The 19,221-nt window shown below is 70.8% G+C and carries 16 protein-coding genes; 8 read left to right on the top strand and 8 right to left on the bottom strand.

Annotated features, from left to right (window positions below):
• Window positions 1-55: 55 nt before the first annotated feature.
• From AB0J58_RS24975 to AB0J58_RS24985, 3 genes are read left to right on the top strand one after another with little or no spacing between them, the layout of a single operon-like run.
• Window positions 56-1,750, top strand: a complete 1,695-nt coding sequence (locus AB0J58_RS24975) for an extracellular solute-binding protein (protein ID WP_364219423.1) — start codon at window positions 56-58, stop codon at window positions 1,748-1,750.
• Window positions 1,743-2,765, top strand: coding sequence for an ABC transporter permease subunit (locus tag AB0J58_RS24980; protein WP_364219426.1), 1,023 nt, complete (start codon window positions 1,743-1,745; stop codon window positions 2,763-2,765). The genes AB0J58_RS24975 and AB0J58_RS24980 overlap by 8 nt, the downstream gene beginning before the upstream one ends.
• On the top strand, window positions 2,762-3,661 hold the full coding sequence (locus AB0J58_RS24985; protein ID WP_364219429.1) for a carbohydrate ABC transporter permease: 900 nt from the start codon (window positions 2,762-2,764) through the stop codon (window positions 3,659-3,661). The genes AB0J58_RS24980 and AB0J58_RS24985 overlap by 4 nt, the downstream gene beginning before the upstream one ends.
• A 57-nt stretch (window positions 3,662-3,718) precedes the next feature.
• Here AB0J58_RS24985 and AB0J58_RS24990 read toward each other — a convergent pair whose 3' ends face one another.
• On the bottom strand, window positions 3,719-4,801 hold the full coding sequence (locus AB0J58_RS24990; RefSeq protein ID WP_364219433.1) for a GRAS family protein: 1,083 nt from the start codon (window positions 4,799-4,801) through the stop codon (window positions 3,719-3,721).
• A gap of 477 nt (window positions 4,802-5,278) precedes the next feature.
• Between AB0J58_RS24990 and AB0J58_RS24995 the strand changes: the two genes are divergently transcribed.
• The gene (locus tag AB0J58_RS24995; protein ID WP_364219436.1) at window positions 5,279-5,734 is read left to right on the top strand and encodes a hypothetical protein; all 456 of its coding nucleotides are present in this window, start codon (window positions 5,279-5,281) and stop codon (window positions 5,732-5,734) included.
• 125 nt (window positions 5,735-5,859) lie between these two features.
• Here the strand turns inward: AB0J58_RS24995 and AB0J58_RS25000 are convergent, their stop codons facing one another.
• Window positions 5,860-8,874, bottom strand: a complete 3,015-nt coding sequence (locus AB0J58_RS25000; protein WP_364219439.1) for a BTAD domain-containing putative transcriptional regulator — start codon at window positions 8,872-8,874, stop codon at window positions 5,860-5,862.
• A gap of 134 nt (window positions 8,875-9,008) precedes the next feature.
• Between AB0J58_RS25000 and AB0J58_RS25005 the strand changes: the two genes are divergently transcribed.
• The 4 genes from AB0J58_RS25005 to AB0J58_RS25020 all read left to right on the top strand — a co-directional run bounded on the left by AB0J58_RS25005 (window position 9,009) and on the right by AB0J58_RS25020 (window position 12,223).
• Entirely contained in the window at window positions 9,009-9,185 is a 177-nt protein-coding gene (locus AB0J58_RS25005) for a hypothetical protein (RefSeq protein WP_343975370.1), read from the top strand.
• A 70-nt stretch (window positions 9,186-9,255) separates the two neighbouring features.
• Window positions 9,256-9,792, top strand: a complete 537-nt coding sequence (locus AB0J58_RS25010) for a TlpA disulfide reductase family protein (RefSeq protein ID WP_364219442.1) — start codon at window positions 9,256-9,258, stop codon at window positions 9,790-9,792.
• Window positions 9,789-11,630 carry an ABC transporter ATP-binding protein gene (locus AB0J58_RS25015; RefSeq protein WP_364219445.1) on the top strand — a complete coding sequence of 614 codons (1,842 nt, stop codon included), beginning with the start codon at window positions 9,789-9,791 and terminating at the stop codon, window positions 11,628-11,630. The genes AB0J58_RS25010 and AB0J58_RS25015 overlap by 4 nt, the downstream gene beginning before the upstream one ends.
• Window positions 11,627-12,223, top strand: coding sequence for a S26 family signal peptidase (locus AB0J58_RS25020; protein ID WP_364219448.1), 597 nt, complete (start codon window positions 11,627-11,629; stop codon window positions 12,221-12,223). Before AB0J58_RS25015 ends, AB0J58_RS25020 begins: the two co-directional genes overlap by 4 nt.
• An 81-nt stretch (window positions 12,224-12,304) precedes the next feature.
• Here the strand turns inward: AB0J58_RS25020 and AB0J58_RS25025 are convergent, their stop codons facing one another.
• From AB0J58_RS25025 to AB0J58_RS25050, 6 genes are all read right to left on the bottom strand, one after another.
• A complete protein-coding gene (locus AB0J58_RS25025; protein ID WP_343975358.1) occupies window positions 12,305-12,616 on the bottom strand; it encodes a helix-turn-helix domain-containing protein in 312 nt (103 codons plus the stop codon).
• 105 nt (window positions 12,617-12,721) lie between these two features.
• On the bottom strand, window positions 12,722-13,177 hold the full coding sequence (locus tag AB0J58_RS25030; RefSeq protein WP_030907703.1) for an Hsp20/alpha crystallin family protein: 456 nt from the start codon (window positions 13,175-13,177) through the stop codon (window positions 12,722-12,724).
• A 247-nt stretch (window positions 13,178-13,424) separates the two neighbouring features.
• The gene (locus AB0J58_RS25035) at window positions 13,425-13,904 is read right to left on the bottom strand and encodes a TIGR00725 family protein (protein ID WP_364219451.1); all 480 of its coding nucleotides are present in this window, start codon (window positions 13,902-13,904) and stop codon (window positions 13,425-13,427) included.
• A 306-nt stretch (window positions 13,905-14,210) separates the two neighbouring features.
• Window positions 14,211-14,828: a hypothetical protein gene (locus AB0J58_RS25040; protein ID WP_364219454.1), complete on the bottom strand. Its 618-nt coding sequence runs from the start codon at window positions 14,826-14,828 to the stop codon at window positions 14,211-14,213.
• A gap of 318 nt (window positions 14,829-15,146) precedes the next feature.
• On the bottom strand, window positions 15,147-16,013 hold the full coding sequence (locus AB0J58_RS25045) for an aldo/keto reductase (RefSeq protein ID WP_364219457.1): 867 nt from the start codon (window positions 16,011-16,013) through the stop codon (window positions 15,147-15,149).
• A gap of 162 nt (window positions 16,014-16,175) precedes the next feature.
• A complete protein-coding gene (locus AB0J58_RS25050) occupies window positions 16,176-19,115 on the bottom strand; it encodes a glycoside hydrolase family 3 C-terminal domain-containing protein (protein WP_364219460.1) in 2,940 nt (979 codons plus the stop codon).
• Between the last annotated feature and the right edge of the window lie 106 nt (window positions 19,116-19,221).

Genomic DNA, 19,221 nt, shown 5'->3' on the forward strand with positions numbered 1-19,221 from the left:
AGCCATGCTCCACGACACCCCCCGATCCGTCTCGAACCAATGAAGGGAGCGCCCCGTGAAAGATCTTCCCCAGGGCGCGATGACCAGCCGCCGAGGCTTCCTCGGCCTGGTGGGGCTCAGCGCGGCCGCGGTCGCCGGCGGCGGCCTGCTGGCCGCGTGTTCCGCGCCCAGCGGCCCCCGGCCGGGCAGCGGAGGCGCCACGGCCGCCGCGGCGGACAAGCTGACGTCCCTCACCCCCACCTACACCGCCTTCCCCGGTGTCAAGCCCGACCTTCCGGGCACGGTCTCCACGCTGCCCGGGGTCCCCGACGTCAGCGGCGGCTTCACCTCCTACCCGGCCGCCCCCACCGCGGCGCTCACCCAGAAGGCCGGCAAGGGCGGCACCTACAAGGCCATGACCCCGCTCTGGGGCCCGCCGCCGCCCGGCCTGGCGAGCAACTCCTACTTCCAGGCGGTCAACGCCGACATCGGCGCCACCGTGGAGTTCCAGATCACCGACGGTAACGTCTACGGCGACAAGGCGATCGCCAGGCTCGCCGCGGGGGACATCCCGGAGATCATGGTCATCCCAAGCTGGGAGATCGACAAGATGGCGGACTTCAACACCGCCGTCGACAAGGCGTTCGAGGACCTCACCCCCTACCTGCAGGGCGACAAGGTCGCGCCCTACCCGCTGCTGGCCAACCTGCCGACCGCCGCCTGGCAGTGGTCGGTCTGGAACAACAAGCTCATGGCGGTGCCGTTCCCGACCGAGCCGTACCCCTTCGCGCTCCTCTACCGCAAGGACCTGTTCGACAAGAACGGCTGGAACACCAACCCCAAGACCGCCGACGAGCTGTTCCAGCTCGGCAAGGAGATCACCGACCCCAAGGCCAAGCGCTGGGCGTTCGGCAGCATCCACGAGATGATGTGGCCGACCTTCAGGATCCCGCAGGACTGGCGGTACGAGGGCGGCAAGCTCGTCCACAAGTACGAGACCCCCGAGTTCGAGCTGATGCTGGAGTTCATGCGGAAGGTCTTCAAGGAGGAACTGGTCCACCCGAGCGTGGTCGGCAGCAAGGGCGCCAACGAGAAGGACCTGATGGGGGCCGGGCAGATCCTCGTCTACCGCGACGGGCTGGGCGGCTGGAAGGAGCTGCTGCAGCAGCACCGTGGCAAGAACCCCGACTTCAGCCTGGGCGTCTTCCCGGTCTTCGCCCACGACGGCGGCACGCCGCTGATGTACCACGGCACCGCGGCGGGCATCTTCACCTTCGTCAAGAAGGGGCTGCCCAAGGAGCAGGTGGAGGAGATCCTCGCCATCCTTAACTGGTGCGCGGCGCCGTTCGGAACCAAGGAGTACGAGCTCGCCAACTTCGGCGTGGAGGGCAAGCACTTCACCCGGGGCGCGAACGGCATCCCGGAGACGAACGACCTCGGCCGCAAGGAGGTCGCCTACACCTACGGCTTCCTCGGCGGGCGCCCGCTCTACGTGGACTGGCCCTACCCCGACGCGGTCAAGCTCAACGTGGAGTGGCAGAACGCGACCTTCCCCCACATCGAGAAGGGCCCGTTCGACGGGATCAGGATCCAGCGGCCGTCGAAGTTCTCCGGGCTGCAGGTTCCCACCGAGGACAAGTTCACCGACATCATGCGCGGCCGTCGCCCGGTGAGCGACGCCAAGCAGATCGCCGCGGAGTGGCGGCGGGACGGCGGGGACGAGGCCCGCGACTTCTACCTGAAGGTCCTGCGGGACAACGGCCGTGCTTAGCGACCACGCGAAGACCGGGCCGGCGGGTGACCTGACCTCACCCGCCGGCACCGGCACCTCCAAGGATGTCCGTAGAAGGGGCTCCACGACAAGCCGGGCGCGCCCGCAACCCTTCGGATCGCGACTGAAACGTGACTGGCAGCTGTTGCTGATGGCACTGCCCGCGATCGGGCTGCTCATCGTGTTCCACTATGTCCCGCTGCTCGGCAACGTGATCGCGTTCCAGGACTACTCGCCGTACGTGGGCATCGCCGACAGCCCGTGGGTGGGGTTCGCCAACTTCCAGTGGCTGATGTTCGACGAGAGCTTCTGGGACGCGACGCTCAACACCCTGACGATCACCGCGTTCCAGCTGGTCTTCTACTTCCCGGTACCGATCCTGCTGGCCGTGCTGCTGGACAGCGTGGTGCGGCCCCGGCTGCGCCTGTTCATCCAGGGCATCGTCTACATGCCGCACTTCTTCTCGTGGGTGCTGGTGGTCACGCTGTTCCAGCAGATGTTCGGCGGCGCGGGCCTGCTCTCGCAGACGCTGCGCGACCACGGCTACAGCGGCTTCGATCTCATGACGAATCCGGACACGTTCATCGTGCTGGTGACCGCCGAGACGGTCTGGAAGGACGCCGGCTGGGGGACGATCATCTTCCTGGCCGCGCTGGCGGCCATCAACCAGAACCTCTACGAGGCCGCCGCCGTCGACGGCGCGAGCCGCTGGCGGCGGCTCTGGCACATCACCCTGCCCGGCCTGCGCCCGGTCATCGTGCTGCTGCTGATCCTGCGCCTCGGCGAGGCGCTGAACGTCGGCTTCGAGCAGTTCTTCCTGCAGCGCGACGCGGTCGGCAGGGACGCCGCCGAGGTGTTGGACACCTTCGTGTACTGGCGCACGCTGCTCACCGGCGAGTGGAGCTACGGCGCCGCGGCCGGTCTGGTGAAGGGCCTGGTGGGGCTGGTGCTGATCCTGATCGCCAACAGGGTCGCCCATCGATTCGGCGAGCAGGGAATCTACAAACGATCATGACGACTCTTCCCCCCTGGGCCGAGCGGCCCAGCCGCGTCGGCGCGCTCCTCAAGGGACTCCTGCTGACGCTCATCACGGTGGGCGTACTGTTCCCGATCTACATGGTCGTGCTGACCAGCCTGTCCACCCAGGAGGCGGTGACCGAGGCAGGTGGCCTGGTCACCGTGCCGAGCGGGCTCTCCTTCGCCGCGTACCAGGAGCTGTTCTCCGGTGGCGTGGTGACCCGGTCGGTCCTGGTCAGCCTCGGCGTGACCCTGGTCGGCACCGCGATCAGCCTGACCGTCACCGTGCTGGCCGCCTACGGGCTGTCCCGGCCCGGCTCGCTGCTGCACCGGCCGATGCTCTTCCTGGTGCTGCTGACCTTCCTGTTCGGCCCCGGGATGATCCCCAACTACCTGCTGGTCAGCTCGCTGGGACTGATCGACACGTACTGGTCGCTGATCCTGCCCGGCGCGGTCACCGCGTTCAACCTGGTGGTGATGCGGGCGTTCTTCATGAACATCCCGGACGAGGTGACCGACAGCGCCCGCATCGACGGCGCGAACGAGTTCCGCATCCTGCGCACCATCGTGCTGCCCATGTCCAAGGGCGTCACGGCGGTCATCGGCCTGTTCTACGCGGTCGGCTACTGGAACTCGTTCTTCAACGCCGTCCTCTACCTCAACGACAACGCCAAGTGGCCACTGCAGGTGGTGCTGCGGCAGTACGTCCTCCAGGGCCAGTCCCTGATCGTCGGCCAGAGCGGTGTCGGCACCCTTCCCGGCCAGAGCCTGCCGCCGAGCCTGGCCATCCAGATGGCCATCGTCGTCATCGCCCTGCTGCCGGTGCTCTTCGTCTACCCGTTCGTCCAGCGCCACTTCACCAAGGGGGTCATCATCGGCGCCATCAAGGGATAGGCCGCGAGTCGCCCGCGACCGGCACGGACCTGCCGGCCCGTGCCGGTCGGCCGTCGCCTACCCGTGCGCGGGCACCGCGTGGATGACGGCCAGGAGCGACTCGCCGTCGAATCCGATGCGGACGCTGTCCGGATCCCGGCGGACGAAAGCGGGAGGGATCGGTTCCGACACCGACTCCGCGGGCGCGGCCATCGGCCGGAACCCGGCCTCGCGCAGTCGCGCGAGCCATGTCTCGGCCCGCTCGTGACGTTCGTAGCGTTCCTCGTCGTCCGCCGTGCCGACGATGTCGGCCACCTCTCGCCGGAAGAACAGTTTCATCGCGTTACGGTCGTCGGCCGAGACGTCCAGCGCGTCTATCAGCCGGAAGACGGCGTGGAAGTGCTGCCACGAGTTGTGGAACCGCTCGGGCAGTGCCACCCGATGGTGATCGGAGTCCGGCTCGCACAGCACTACGCCGTCCGGCTCCGCATCGCGCAGTTTCGCCAGGAACGTGTTCCGCTCGTCGGCGCCGGACGCGCTGTCCCGCAGGTGGTGCAGCGCGAACGCGGCGTTCATGACCAGCGGGCGTGGTGCCCGGCGCACCAGGTCCCAGTCCTCGTCGGTCATCTGCTCGGCGAAGCGGGGCACATGATGGAAGTCCAGCGGGACACCGGTGGCGCGGATGGACCGTTCGGCCTGGTGGAGGCTGCTCACCGCGGGGTCCACCCCGATCACCGTCAACCGCCCGGGTGCCTGGCCGCGGCTCGCGAGCGCGGCGAGCACCGCCGCCTCCTGGCCTCCCGAGCCGATGCCCACCGACAGCAGGGTGGCCGTCTCCCGCCCGGCGAGGTGACCGGCGAGCAGCGCGCCGCCGATACGGCCGGCCAGGGTCACCACCGGCAGGTGTTCGGCCACCAGGTCGAACAACTCGATTTGCGGCCGCTCGAAACGGCACAGATACAGATTGTCCCGCTCATCCTGGTGAGTGCCGAGCCGGCGGGCCAAGGCGTCGTGGTAGAGCAGGTAGAGGAAGTCATCGCCCACCTTCTCGGGGGCGATCAGGCCGCGTAGCTTGTCCAGCCAGCGCCGGGCGATGTCGGTGCGGCCCGCGTCCGTTTCCTCCACGGCGCGGCACAGCATGTCGAATGCATGAACACTCACGTTGGTCCTCTTCGCTTCTGTGCGTGACGGCTGCCCGGTGGCATGGGCCGCGAGTGTCCTGTCCGCCGCACTCCGGAAGGGGCCGGGCCGCGATGCCTGGCACGTTCGAGGGGCGGGGCACGGCCGGTAAAGCCGGTCGTCTGACGGCTCGGGCGCCCATTTGAGTTCATGGTCGGAGTGAATCTCGGTTTCGAATGGGACCGCTGCGCACCGATCCGTACGTGCTGCCTCTCGTTTCTCCCGGTGACTTTTTCGTGAAAGAATGACGCCGGCCCCCGCGAGAAGAGCCCTGAGCTGGGAAAACGCCTTCCCGCCGGTTTTCTCCTCGTCGAGTGCATAGTTGGACAGCGCTCTTGGAATCGACTTGTACGCGCTTTGGCATCGGCTTAGAGCTCCGACGGAGCACACCAAGCGACCTGTTCGCCGCCCCAGCCGGCTCCAACCCACCCACAAGCGGCTCGGATCATGCTCGTCCCCATGGGAAACGGGATCGAGAACGGTGAGAAGGGGGCCGGGTGGGCGCGGATCGGCCCGTGGACGGTGCCCTGGCATTTCGCCTGGTGGTTCACCGCCGCCCTGGTGGCGCTGGCCACGGCGCATTTCGTGCTGGACGGGGAACCCCCGACGATCTTCAACCTGCTCGCGCTCGCGGCCTACTTCTGGGCCTACGGCCAGTGGCGCCGCCGCTTCGAGCCCGAACTGGAGTCCCCCGTCGCGCAGCAATGGCTGGTCCTGCTCTTCGCGCTGATCCTGGCGTTGGCCCTGTGGCCGATCGGGAGCTGTGGCCCGCCCATCGGGACGCTGGTCCCCTGGTTCGGTGTGGACCCCACGGAATGCGGAGGTCTGGGACCGAGGACGACCCAGCTCACCCTGCTGGGCCTGCTGGCCATCCCGCTGGCGGTCTCCACCGCCGTCAACCGCGCCCGCGGCTGACCTCGTCCACGGTTTCCAGTACGACGCGGACCGAGCGCACGCCGAGGTGGACCGTCCTTCACCACTTCACCAAGGAAGTGATCACCGGCGCCGTCAGGGGATGACGGCGCGGTGTACCGGTGGGTTCACCGGCCGTCCGACGGATCCCCGAGCGACCGCGACAGCGCGTCCAGGCGGGCGGCCTCGGCCTCGTTGTCCAGCTGCCGGTACTCCCGGCGGGCCTCCGCCAGGGTGCGGCGGGCGGCGGCGAGGTCGCCGCCCCGCGCGTAGACCTCGCCGAGCGCCCCGAGAGTGCGCGCCCTGCCGTAGGCGTTCTGCAGCCGCTCCCACAGATCCGCGGCGGCGAGCAGGCGGGCGACGCTCTGCCCGTGCCGTCCCTCCTCGCTCTCCAGCAGGCCGAGCCCGTGCAGCGCGACCGCCTGGCCGTGCTCGTAGTGGCAGGCGGAGCTGGCAGCCAGCGCCCGCTCCAGCGTCCGGCGGGCGTCGGGGTGGCCCCGGTCGGCGTAGAGCTGCCCGAGATGGGCGAGCATCTGCGCCTCCATCAGGGGGTCGGCGAAGGAGCGGGCCATCTCCACGGCCTGGCGGAGCTGTTCGGCCCCCTCGTCGAACCGGCCGAGCCGCTTGCAGATCATGCCGAGCAGGGCGCGCACCACGCACTCGTCGCGCGGGCTGGCCAGTTCTTCGACGATCACCATGGCCTGCCGGGCATGGCCGAGCGCCTCGTCGTAGCGTCCCCGCTCGCTGTCGATGCTGCTGAACTGCTGCAGCACATGGAGTTCACCGAGCGGGTAGCCGCAGCTCCGGGCGATCTCGACGCTCTCCCGAAGCCGGGACAGGGCCCGCTCGTAGTCCCCCCGCAACCGGTGCGCGTCGCCGCAGAGGTACAGCGCGTCCGCCACGCCGCGCGGCTCGCCGAGCTCGCGGAAGATCCGGAGGGACGTGTCAGCCCACTCGATCTTGTCGTCAAGCACCGCTCCGGACTTACCGGAGTGCAGATCGGCCAGGTTGCGCAAGATGACCGCCTCGCCCAGGCGGTCGCCGGCCGCCCGGCAGGCGGCCAGCGCCAGCCGATGCGTGCGGATCCCCTCGGACGCGTCGCGCAGCTCGTAGAAGGTCTGGGCGGCGGCGGCCAGCCCCCACGCGTACCCCGTCTCCCCCGTCGCGGCCGACTGCCGCACCAGGGCGGCGAGCACCTGCCGTTCCACCTCGAACCAGGCGAACGGGTCGCTCACCGCGCTCTCGGCCGCGGCGGGACGCCAGCGGGGCGCGGCGGGGCGCAACGCCGCCACGGTACGCGCGGGAAGCAGCTCGTCGGCCCTCTCGGCGAGCAGCAGCCACCCGCCGAACACCCGGGACAGAGCCGCCTCCCGGGTGTCCGCGTCGTCCTCCCGCTCCGCGCGGTGCCGGGCGAAGATCCGGATCAGGTCGTGCAGCCGGAACCGCGGCCGTCCCCCGAGGTCGGGGCCGATCTCGTCGACGAGGCGCGCGTCCACCAGGGAGAGTAGCCGGTCATCCGCGACCCGCTCCGGCGCACCGGTCAGCGCGGCGGCGGTCCAGGCCGGGAAATCAGGGACGTCGAGCAGCCCGAGCAGCCGGAACAGCCGGCGCTGCTCCCGGTCCAGGCCCGCGTAGGAGGTGCCGATGGCGGCCCGCACATCGAGGTCACCGGCCCGCAGCCGGTCCAGCCGCGACGTCTCGTCACGGAGTTCCTCCGCGACGGCGGACAGCCGCCATCCCGGTCGCGTCGCCGCGCGCGCCCCGGCGATCCGCACGGCCAGCGGCAGCTGGCCACACAGCCCGACGATCTCCAGCGCGGCGCCGGGCTCCTCCCGGACCCGTCCGGCCGTCACGATCCTGGCGAACAGGTCGAGGGCCGCACCGGGCTCCAGCACGTCGAGATCCGCGAAGTAGGCGGACTCCAGGCCGAGCAGCCGCTTGCGGCTGGTCACCAGCACCGCGCAGCCGGCCGCCCCCGGCTGGACCGCTCTGACCTGCGCCTCGGCCTCGGCGTTGTCGGCGAGCACCAGGACCCGCCGGTCCGCGAGCAGGCTGCGGTAGAGCTGGATCCGCTCGGTGAGCGGTTCGGGGACGGCGGGTCCCGGCACCCCGAGGGCACGCAGGAACTGCCCCAGCACCGCGCCGGATGTGGTCTGGCCGGTGAAGTCGGCGTACAGCTGGCCGTCGGGGTAGTTCCTCCTGAGCCGGTGCGCCAGCTGGACGGCCAGCGTGGTCTTCCCCACCCCCGCGCGGCCGGAGATCGCGATCGTGCGGAGCGCCCGGCTGTCGTCCGCGGTCAGCACCGCCGTCCAGTGCTCTATCTCCTTCTCCCGGCCGGTGAAGTCGGGCAGGCAGGGCGGGGTCTGCGCCGGGATCCGCCCCTGCCACACCGGGCGGCGCTCGTCGAGCAGGACCTGCTGGTGCACCCCGCACAGCTCGGGTCCGGGATCGACGCCGAGGTCCTCCCGCAGCAGCCGCCGGTGGTCGGCGAAGAACTTGAGCGCCTCCGGGCGCCTTCCCGCCAGGTGCAGGGCCCGGACGAGCAGGACGGCGAGGTCCTCCCGGTACGGGTGCTCCGCCACCAGGCCCATGAGCTCCTGCACGAGCTCCTCCGGCCGTCCCCGTTCGAGGTCGTCCTCCATCCGCCAGATGAGCGCCGCCAGCCTGCGCTCGTCGAGCCCGCCGGCGTAGGCGGCCGTCGAGGGCGTCACCGGCACATCCGCCAGCACCGGTCCGCGCCAGAGCGAGAGCGCCCGGCGCAGCAGCGGGGAGGCCCCGTCCGAGTCGCCCCGCGCGCGCAGCCGGACCCCCTCGTCGCAGAGATCCTCGAAACAGGTCGCGTCGACGGCGTCGCGCCCGACGTTCAGCCGGTAACCACCGTGGCGGGACTGGACGACCTCGGCCCCGCGGTCGTCCAGCAGCCGCCGCAACGACATGACGTAGCCGCGCACCAGCGTCCGGCACGAAGCGGGGGGCGCGTCCCCCCACAGCTCGTGGACCAGGTGGTCCACCGACACGTTCTGCCCGGCCCGTACGAGCAGCGCGGCCAGCACGCCGCGAACCTTGCTCCCGCCGGGTGACACCCAGCGGTCGCCGTCCCACACCTCCAGAGGCCCTAGGCAGCGGAACCTCGTCGATGTCAACCGATCTCCACTCAGCCGCGGCCTGAACAGAATCTCTACGCCATTTCTACGGCACTTCTACGGCGGAGGCCAATGATTCCGATGACCACCAAAGATCGGATCTGCGTTTCCAGAACGCACGGAGAGGAAGAGCTATGGTGCGATCGATCAGCGCCCTGGCCGACCGGCTGCTGAGCCGGCTGGTCCCCGCCGGGCACGCGGACGCCGCGTCCTGCTACTACGAGCAATGTGGCGCCCGGCACTCCAGGTACTGCTGCTACTACCCCGACGACGGCGTGACCATCTGCGGCAGCTGCGTCTACCGGCCCTAGCCCGGATTTCGCTCCCGCCGGCCGGTACCCCCACCGGCCGGCGGGCCACCAGTGGAGAGGAACGAACACGATGCCCTATCTGGTCGCCGCCGTCGTCGTGCTGGGCGTGCTCTGCGGGCTGAACCTCATGCTGCTGCTCGCGGTGGTCCGGCGACTGAAGGAACACGCCCGCGTGCTGGCCGACCGGCCCGGGGCGGGCGGCGCGCGCCTGCCCGAGGCCGGGTCGGCGGTCGGGCACTTCGACGCGCTGAGCACCGACGGCGAGGCGGTGTCCCGCCGCGCGCTCGAACCTGGCACCCTCGTCGGCTTCTTCTCACCCGGCTGCGGACCGTGCACGGAGAACCTGCCGAAGTTCACCGCGTACGCCGCGGCGCTGCCCGGCGGCCGGGACCGGGTGCTCGCGGTGATCGCCGGAGCCGACGACTCCGAGGAGATGCGGGTCGCGCTGGCCCGGGTCTCCCGGGTGGTCGTGGAGGCGCACGGGGGGCCGGTGGCCGCCGCCTTCGGGGTGAGCGCCTTTCCCACGTTCTGCGTCCTGGACGGCGAGGGCGTCATCACCGCGGCGGGATTCGACCTGTCGGCGCTGCCGAAGCCGATCACGGCATGACGGCACAGGGAGAGGGCCTGCGGTCGCGGCTGGGGGAACTCGGCGCCGCGCTGCGCCTGGGGTGGCAGGCGGCGCCCTGGCTGCTGCTGGGGTACACGGCGCTCACCGTGGCCACCGCGGCCGCACCGGTCGCGACCGCCTGGCTGACCAAGGTCGTGCTGGACGGGCTGACCGGCGAGAACGACCGGGTCATGACCGCGGCGATCGTCCTGGTCTCCGTCGGGGCGCTGACGCTCGCGATGCCGCACGCGCGCCGTTACCTCCGGGCGGAGCTGGGCCGCTCCATCGCGCTCCGCACCCAGGACCGGCTGTACACGACGGTGAACGGCTTCACCGGGCTGTCGCGGTTCGAGGATCCCGCCTTCCTGGACCGGTTGCGCCTGGCCGAGCAGGCCGCCCGGCACACGCCGGGCCAGATCGTCGAGGGCACGTTCGGCATCGCCCAGAGCGTGATCACGGTGCTCGGCTTCGTCGCCTCGCTCGCGATGATCAGCCCGATCATCACCGTGGCCGTGCTCGGCGCCGCCGTGCCCACGCTGATCGCGGAGATCTCCCTCAGCCGCCGCCGTGCCCGGCTGATGTGGAACATCAGCCCCGTCGAACGCAGGGAGATCTTCTACGGCCGGTTGCTCGGCGACGTGCAGGCGGCCAAGGAGATCCGGCTCTTCGGGCTCGGCGACTTCCTCCGCGGGCGGATGCGGGCCGAGCGGCTGCGCGCGAACGGGCAGCACCGGCGGCTGGACCGCCGCGAGCTGATCATCCAGGCGGCGCTGAGCCTGGTGAGCGCGGGCACGGCGGGGGTCGGTCTGGTCATGGCGATCGGTGCGGCGCTGAACGGGTCGGGCACCGCGGGGGACATCTCCATGTTCGTGGTGGCGGTGGCCTCCGTGCAGACGTCGCTCACCTCCCTGGCCGAGCAGGCGGCCTACACCCACCAGGAGCTGCTGATGTTCGGCCACTACCTGGCCGTCGAGCGGCTGGGGCCCGACCTGCCGCCGCCGGCCCGGCCCCGGCGCCTTCCCCGGGCCGGCGACATCGAGCTGCGCGATGTCTGGTTCCGTTACAGCGAGGACCATCCGTGGATTCTGCGCGGGGTGGACCTGACCATCCCGCACGGGTCGACCGTGGCTCTGGTCGGCCTGAACGGGGCGGGGAAGAGCACGCTGGTGAAGCTCCTGTGCCGTTTCTACGAGCCGACGTCCGGCTCGATTCACTGGGGCGGGATCGATCTGCGGGACGTGCCCGCCGTCGATCTCAGGAAACGGCTGGGAGTGGTCTTCCAGGACTACATGTCCTACGACTTCACCGCCGCGGAGAACATCGGGCTCGGCGACCTGACCGCGATCGAGGACCGGGAGCGGATCGTGGCCGCCGCGGAGCGGGCGGGTGCCGACGACATCGTGCGGCGGCTGCCGCACGGGTACGACACCATGCTGAGCCGCACCTTCTTCATGGAGACGGACAGGGACGACCCGGTCACCGGGGTGGTCCTGTCCGGCGGGCAGTGGCAGCGCCTGGCACTGGCCCGGGCGCTGCTCCGGGACGACTGCGACATGATGATCCTCGACGAACCGAGCGCCGGGCTGGACGCCCAGGCCGAACACGAGATCCACCACCGGCTGCGGCTGCTACGGGCGGGCCGGACCAGCCTGCTCATCTCGCACCGGCTCGGCGCGGTTCGCGACGCGGACCTGATCGTGGTGCTGGAGGACGGGCGGATCGCCGAGCGGGGCGACCACCACGAGCTGTACCGGGCGGACGGCCCGTACGCGCGGCTGTTCCGTCTCCAGGCGGACGGTTACCGGGACGAGGTCGCCGCCACCGGGGCGGAGCCGTGACCGGGCCGCTCCTGGGCGTCCTCACCACGGTGGTCCTGGCGGGCCTGCTCTGGACCCGGCGGCGCTTCCTCGTGGTGACGGTGCACGGGGTGAGCATGGAGCCCACCTACCGGGAGGGCGAGCGACTCCTGATCCGCCGGGCGTCCCTGGCGGCGGTCCGTCCGGGGCAGGTCGTGGTGATGACGGATCCGGTACCCCCCGGACAGTGGATCGTCAAGCGCGCGGCCGCCGTGCCCGGCGACCCGGTGCCCGAGGAGGTGGCGGCGGCCGCACGGGCCGCCCCCGGCGCACGGGTCCCGGCGGGCTGCCTGGTGCTGCTGGGCGACAACCCGGCCGCCAGCCTCGACTCCCGGAGGTTCGGTTACTTCTCCGGGGGGCGGCTGCTCGGTGTGGTGTCCCGCCGCCTGGACGCCCATCGGGACGCCGATCCCCTGGTTCGGCGACCCCACGGAACGCGAAGGCCGGGGAGCGAGAACGACCCGGCTCCCCCTGCCGGGCCTACCGGCCATCCCACTGACGGTCCCCACCGCCGTCGGCCGCGCCCGCGGCCGACCTCGTCCTTTCGTACTGACAGGGGCTACGAAGCGGACTGAGCGCTCGGGAACCCCCGGCCGCGCCACCTCGTTCCCCGCGATCGAGGGCGGTCGGGGGCCGGGCGGTCCCGCCCGGCCGGGTCACCGGTCCTCCCGGCGGGCGGCGCGCTCCCTGGCCAACTCCTCCCGCAGGTCGTTGACCTGCTGCTGCAGGACGAAGATCCGGCGTACCGCGGCGAGGGTCATGCCCTCGCCGATGAGCTGGATGGCGTCCTGGAGGTCGCCGATCTCGTGGCGGGTGTAGCGTCGCTGGCCGCCGCTGGAACGGGCGGGGCGGACCACGTCGTGCTCGTCGAGCCGGCGCAGGAACGCCTGCTCCACATTGAGCATGTCGGCGACCTGGCCGACGGAGTACAGCGGGGCGTGCTCGTCGTCGAAGGGCAACCTGACCATCACCGCTCCTTTCCTGTGGGGGACGACAGGTGTGCGAAACGCACGGGGTGGGCACCGGAACCCGGCGCCCACCCCGTGGAGGTCGAACGGTCAGACCCTGCCCCCTCAGGCCTTGATCGACTTCTGGTCCGAGGTGTGCTCGGCCTTCTGGATCTCGACCTTGCGGGGCCTGGCCCGCTCGATGACCGGGATGCGCACCGCCAGGACACCGTTGGAGTAGGCGGCGTCGATCTTGTCGCTGTCGAGATGCTCGGACAGGTAGACGCGACGGGTGAAGGTGCCCATCGGGCGCTCGCGGACGAACAGGCGATCGTCCTGCCCGTACTCCTCCTCGCGGCCGGCGCTCACCGAGAGCACTCCACGGTCGACGGTCACCTCGATGGAGTCGGGGTCGATGCCCGGAAGGTCGAACTTCAGCAGGACGTCGTCCTTGCGGCGGACGCCGTCCAGCGGCATGGCCCCGCGCGCGGCGCCATCACTCGATCCGAACGCCTGGCGCGTGATCCGGTCGAACTGCCGGTCGAACTCCTGGATGAACGGGTCGATCGACGTCAGCAGCATCGGTAACCACCTCCATGTGAACAGGCAGGTACCCTCAAGCCTGCCTTCTCGAAAAGCTCTTAATGAAGTTATAGGTTACTGACAGGCCGATGCGCAAGTATCCTCGCGAAAATTCTCGGTCCCCGCCGTCGGGGCGCCGGGAGACCGTCCGGCCGTCCCTGACGGCCACAGCGTGGAAGCCCGCCGCCGGTGGTCGCGGCGAAAGCACGCCGGGCATGCCGCACGGCCGGGCAACGGCCCGGAGGAGTCAGTGGTCGGGCCAGAACCCGGTGGCCGCCAGCGCCTCCCGCGGGGACGAGACGTACCTGACACCGGCGACCGGATGCCCCGCACGGTCGAGCAGCCGCCAGCCGCCGAGCTGGACCACGGGAACCCGGCCGTGGCGCATCGCGAGCGCCAGTTCCGACAGGGTGCCCCACGATCCGCCGACGACGATCACCGCGTCACCCGAGTTGACGATGATGTTGTTTCGCGCCTCTCCGACGCCGGTCGGGATCACGATGGAAAGGTCCGGGCCGGCGTGCTCCCGGTCCGCTCGGGACAGGATACCGACCACCGTCCCGCCCGCCGAGCGGGCGCCGGACGCCACGGCGGCCATGACTCCGGTGTAACCGCCGCAGATCACCACCGCGCCGCGCTCCGCCAGCAGTCGGCCGATCTCACGGGCGTTGGACTCGTCCTCGCCGGTGCAGTCACGCGGACCGCAGACGGCCACCTGGATCGTCACGATGAGACCTTTCCACCGGGCGGCGACCACCGGCCTGGTCGCACCCCGGCTTCACGACGTACGAGGACGGCCACCGCCAGGAGCGCCGGCGGCATCCGTCTCTCAGGCTCCCTTGGACAGGGCCGCGAACTCCTCGTCGGTCGGTTCGACGCCGGCGGCGAGGTCGTCCTCCAGGTGGGTGACCTTCTGTTGTCCGTGCGCCCGACCTTACCGCGTCAGACGTGGAAACCAGGGAAGAGCGCTACCGATCGAACGGCCCGGCGCACTGGGAGTGCCGGACCCCCTGGTCCGGCATTCGATTCACGGTCAGCTCCAGGTGGCGCGCTTGAGCACGTTCGACAGCCCCGGCGTGTTCCAGACGTCCACCACCAGAATCTTCGACGAGGGCAGGAACCACTCCCGCTGAGTGAAACTCGCCGTCCGCCGGCCACCGTTGTTCGTCACGCACTGATTGGGCCAGGCGGTGTACTTCGCCCTGTAGCCGCGTCCGACCTGGTGCAGGCCCGCCGAGGTGGCCTTCTCACCAGGGAACCAACTGGTCTTGGCGTTGAACGGGCAGGGCACTATGCCACTGAAGGGATGGAACTGCTCCTTGCCCGTGTAGGTGATGAAACCACCCCCGACCGGGACCTTGGTGATCGCCTTTGCGCCGAACACCCAGAATCCCTGGCAGTTCGGGGCGAAAGGCTCCGGCCTCTTGCACTTTCCGGTCACCACTACGACGCTGTTCCCGTTGCGGTGCACCTTCCAGCCGGCGGGGATCTTCAGGTTCATGCCCTGGAAGGAGAAGGCATTGATCCCCGAAGCCGACGAGCCGGAGGAGATCCCCGCCGCCGAGAATCCCGCTGTGGCCGAGGCCTGGGCGGGAGCGGCGAGTACGGCGGCCACAGCCAGGGCGGCGAGGACGGAAGATCGTTTTATCATGCCGGGAAGCTACCGACCCCCACTTGTAGATCTCTTGGGCTTCAATGCGGTGCGGCGTCACCGACGGAACGGCCCGGCGCGCCGAACGGTCCTCGCATGGCTGCGCATGCGGCTTCGGTGACATGTTCCCGCCGGCCATGCCGCGCCCGGCCCCGTCCCCACCGGGCCGGAGATCAGGCCACGGGTCGACCAGGGCCGGGAGCCGATTCGTGAGGGCCGTCAACCACGGCGCCGCGCTCTGGCCGTCCGAGCGTTCCGAACGGAGCCGCCCGTCGTGGTGGGTCCACGACACCACCTGGAACGGGCGGCGTCCGTCGCTCAGGCCCCCTTGGACAGGGCCGCGAACTCGTCGTCGGTCAGCTGGACGCCGGCGGCGGCGACGTTGTCCTCCAGGTGGGCGACCTTCGAGGTGCCGGGGATGGGAAGCATCACCGGGGAGCGCTTCAGCAGCCAGGCCAGGGCGAGCTGCGACGGGGTGGCGCCGTGTGCCCTGGCCGCCTCGGCGAGCGGGCCGCCCTCCTCGGCCAGCCTGCCGGTGGCGAGCGGGAACCACGGGATGAAGCCGATGCCGTTGGCCTCGGAGTACTCCAGCAGCGGCTCGGCGTCGCGGTGCGCGAGGTTGTAGAGGTTCTGCACCGAGACGATCCGCGCGAACTCCCCCGCCGCCTCGACCTGCTCGACGCTGACCTCACTGAGGCCGATGTGCCGGATCTTGCCCTCCTGCTGCAGCAGGGCGAGCTCCCCGACCTGGTCGGCGAGGGGCACCTTCGCGTCGATGCGGTGCAGCTGGAACAGGTCGATCCGCTCCACGCCGAGGTGGCGCAGGCTCAGCTCGGCCTGCTGGCGCAGGTACTCGGGGCGGCCGACCGGGCGCCAGTCGTCGGGGCCGGAGCGGGTGAGCCCCGCCTTGGTCGCGATGACCAGGTCCTCGGGGTAGGGGTGCAGCGCCTTCTTGATCAGCAGCTCGGAGACGAACGGACCGTAGGAGTCGGCGGTGTCGATGAAGTTGACCCCCAGCTCGACGGCGCGGCGCAGCACGCGGACCGCCTCCTCGGGGTCGCTCGGCTCCCCCCACACGCCCTTCCCGGTGAGCTGCATCGCCCCGTACCCCAGGCGGTTGACCGTGAGGTCGCCCCCGATGGCGAACTGGCCCGACGCCTCGGCGGGACGTTCCGTACTCGTCATGGTGTACTCCTCAGGATTGATCGAAATCACGGTTCGAAACGGCCACAACGCAGCGCCTGGGCCGATGCTTCCCTGTTCAGCGCCCGTACCCGGAAAACCACTTTCAACCACGTACGGCCCGCCCCCGGGAAGGAGCGGGCCGTAGCCGTGGCCGGAGCCGGATCAGCGGGTGAAGGCCACGTCCTTCACCCGCAGGGCGCCCCTGAAGACCAGGTAGACGTCCTGCCTACCCCGTACGCCGGTGACGGGGGCACCTGCGGTGGCCCAGGAGTAGATCCCGCCGGTGGCGGTCACCGGAACGGTTCCGGCGATCCTGCCGGTCGGGGAGCCGAGCCGGATCTCGACCGAGGAGGCGGCACTCGCCGCGACCCCGAGCCGCACGCCGGTGACCCCGGCCCGGAAGTCCGCGTCCTTGAACGCGATCCACTCGCCCGCCGAGGCGCCGACCGCGTCACCTCGGACCTTGGTCTCGTCGACCAGCTCGACCCCCGCGTAGTCGTCGAAGTCGGCGGCCCGGGTGGCGGTGGTCAGGTCACGGGCGGGGATCCGCTCGCCGGCCACCTGGAGGGTGGCCCGCTGGTGGATCCGGTCCGACGACGAGCCGACCAGGACGTCGTGGGTGGACGGCTCCACCGCGAAACGCCCCCTGGTCACGTCCCACAGGGCCAGGTCCGCGGTCTTGAGCGAGAACCTCACCGTCTTCGACTCGCCGGGGGCCAGGCTCACCCGCTGGAAGCCGCGCAGCTGCTTGACCGGCTGCTCCACCCGGGAGGCGTGCTGGTGGGTGTAGAGCTGGACCACCTCGTCGCCCGCGCGCGACCCGGTGTTGGTCACCTTGACGCTCACCTCGTACCCGCCGCTCTTCGCGGTGGCCCTGAGGCCCTGGTAGCCGAACGTGGTGTAGCTCAGGCCGTGGCCGAAGGCGTACAGCGGCCTGGCCTTGGAGTACAGGTAGGTCGCGCCGGTCTTGACGATGTCGTAGTCGAGGATGTCCGGCAGGGCGGCACCCGCCTTGGGCCAGGTCTGGGTGAGCCGGCCGGCCGGGTTGGCGTCGCCGTACAGCAGGTCGGCCAGCGCGTTGCCGGTCTCGGCTCCGGCGTGCGTGGTCCACAGGATCGCCGGGACCTTCTCCTGCAGCCGGTCGATCGTGGTCGGGTAGCTGTTCTCCAGCACGACCACGGTGTTCGGGTTGGCGGCGTGCACCGCCTCCACCAGCGCCCGCTGCCCCTCGGCGAGGCCGAGGTCGGTCCGGTCGTGGTCCTCCCGGCCGTTGATGAACGGCATGCTGCCGACCACGACCACCGCCGCGTCCGCCCCCTTCGCCGCCGCGACCGCCTCGGCGATCCCGCTGCGCACGGTCTCCTTCTCGAAGCGGGTGGCGTCCTCGGCGACGGTCAGGCCGAGCGTGCCGTCGGCCGCGGCCTTGACGTACTTGTTCGGGCCGAACCAGTCGTAGGCGGTCTCGTAGCCGGCGTAGCGCAGCAGCGTCGTGCCGTCGGCCTGCGCCTCCAGCTTGAACTGCTCCTGGACGAACCAGCCGGTGGGCTGTTCCTGGTTGTTGACCAGGGTGGACCAGTTCGCCCGGCTGACGTACTTTCCGTTGGCGACGCTGCGCAGGGTGACGACCCCCTGGCCCCAGTCGAAGACGTCGAACTGCTCGGTCGCGCCCGCAGTGGTCGCCGAGAGCCTCAGGTCGGCGCCCGCCCCGGTGCCCGCGGTGAGGTATCTGCCTCCGGATTTCAGCGCGATCCGGTCGACGCCCTCGCTGGTGACGGCGGCGGCGGACCGCGCCCGGATCCCGGCGAGCGGGGTGACCCTGTAGGGCAGCCTGCCGGAGTACCAGTCGGTGTAGAGGGTGTCGGCCAGCGGGCCGACCACCGCGACCTTCTTGGCGGGGCTGAGCGGCAGGGTCTTCCCGGAGTTCTTCAGCAGCACCGCCGCCTCGGCCGCGGTCCGCCGGGCCAGCGCGCGGTGCGCGGGGCTGTCGACCACGTCCTTGGTGATCTTCCCGTACGGCCCGCCGTCCGGGTCGAACTCGCCGAGCCGGAACCGGATGCCGAGGATGTTGCGTACCGCGGTGTCGATGTCGGCCTGGGTCAGCAGGCCGCGCGAGAGCGCCTCGTTGACCGCGGCCACCGTCGGGGCGGCGTTGGTGTCGTTCACCGTGAAGCTCTCCACCCCCGCCTTGAGCATGGCGGCGGCGGCCTCGGCCTGGGTGGCGAAGTAGCCCTGGGAGCCGGTGAGGTTGTTGGGCCCGCCGGCGTCGGAGACGTTGAACAGCGGCCTGTCGGTCCAGGTCCTGACCGTGGAGTTGAGGTCGGTGACCGTGGCGGGCCGCCCGTTGACCAGGTTGTAGGCGGTCATCACGCCGGTGGCCGCGCCCGCCCGCAGCGCGGTTTTGAACGCCGGGACGTCGTACTCGTTGAGGACGCGCGGACGCAGGCTGGAGGAGGTCGTGTCGCGGCGGACCTCGTTGTTGTTGGCCAGGAAGTGCTTGAGCACCGGGGCCGCCCGCAGGTGGTCCGGGTCGTCGCCCTGGATGCCCGAGCCGTACGCGGTGGAGATCGCGCCTGTGAGCAGCGGGTCCTCGGAGTAGCCCTCCTCGTTGCGGCCCCAGCGAGGGTCGCGGAGCAGGTTGACCACCGGTGCCCAGAGCTGCAGGCCCCACAGCCGGGGGTTCTCCGCGTGATACCCCCTGGCCTCGTCGCCGACGGCGGCGCCGACCTTCTTGATCAGGTCGGGATTCCAGGTGCTGGCCAGGCCGACGGCCTGCGGGAACACCGTCCCCTCGGCGGTCACCACGCCGCCGCCGTTGTCGATGTCGGTGGACCAGGCGACGCCGTGCAGCGCCTCGGTGCCGGTCTTGAACAGCCCGATGCCCAGGCGGTCCACCGCGGGCTGGTACTGGTGGAGCCAGGAGATCTTCTCGGCCTGGGTGAGGCGGCCGAGCAGGTCGTCGACGCGCTGGTTCAGCGGGAGTGCGGGATCACGGAAGGGGTACTCGTAGACCGCGCGGGCCGGGGCCGCGCACAGCCCCAGGGTCAGGGCGGTCGCGGCCACGGCCGCGACGGCCCTGGTCGCCGCCTTGGTCGATAAGGACATCTCGCCTCCAGGTCAGGGGGAGTCGAAGAACTGCGGGTCTGGGACGCCGTCCGCCCCCGAGCGGCGTACGGCGTCGAAAACGCCCGGCGGAGAGTTCGTCCGGCGG

The sequence above is a fragment of the Streptosporangium sp. NPDC049644 genome (genome assembly GCF_040675205.1).
Lineage (GTDB): Bacteria > Actinomycetota > Actinomycetes > Streptosporangiales > Streptosporangiaceae > Streptosporangium > Streptosporangium fukuiense.

Excerpts from the sequence above, each read along its gene's own strand:
- AB0J58_RS24995 (WP_364219436.1), top strand. The coding sequence starts at position 5,279 with ATGGGAAACGGGATCGAGAACGGTGAGAAGGGGGCCGGGTGGGCGCGG.
- AB0J58_RS25005 (WP_343975370.1), top strand. The coding sequence starts at position 9,009 with ATGGTGCGATCGATCAGCGCCCTGGCCGACCGGCTGCTGAGCCGGCTG.
- AB0J58_RS25015 (WP_364219445.1), top strand. The coding sequence starts at position 9,789 with ATGACGGCACAGGGAGAGGGCCTGCGGTCGCGGCTGGGGGAACTCGGC.
- AB0J58_RS25030 (WP_030907703.1), bottom strand. The coding sequence starts at position 13,177 with ATGCTGCTGACGTCGATCGACCCGTTCATCCAGGAGTTCGACCGGCAG.
- AB0J58_RS25025 (WP_343975358.1), bottom strand. The coding sequence starts at position 12,616 with ATGGTCAGGTTGCCCTTCGACGACGAGCACGCCCCGCTGTACTCCGTC.
- AB0J58_RS25040 (WP_364219454.1), bottom strand. The coding sequence starts at position 14,828 with ATGATAAAACGATCTTCCGTCCTCGCCGCCCTGGCTGTGGCCGCCGTA.
- AB0J58_RS25045 (WP_364219457.1), bottom strand. The coding sequence starts at position 16,013 with ATGACGAGTACGGAACGTCCCGCCGAGGCGTCGGGCCAGTTCGCCATC.
- AB0J58_RS24985 (WP_364219429.1), top strand. The coding sequence starts at position 2,762 with ATGACGACTCTTCCCCCCTGGGCCGAGCGGCCCAGCCGCGTCGGCGCG.
- AB0J58_RS25010 (WP_364219442.1), top strand. The coding sequence starts at position 9,256 with ATGCCCTATCTGGTCGCCGCCGTCGTCGTGCTGGGCGTGCTCTGCGGG.
- AB0J58_RS25050 (WP_364219460.1), bottom strand. The coding sequence starts at position 19,115 with ATGTCCTTATCGACCAAGGCGGCGACCAGGGCCGTCGCGGCCGTGGCC.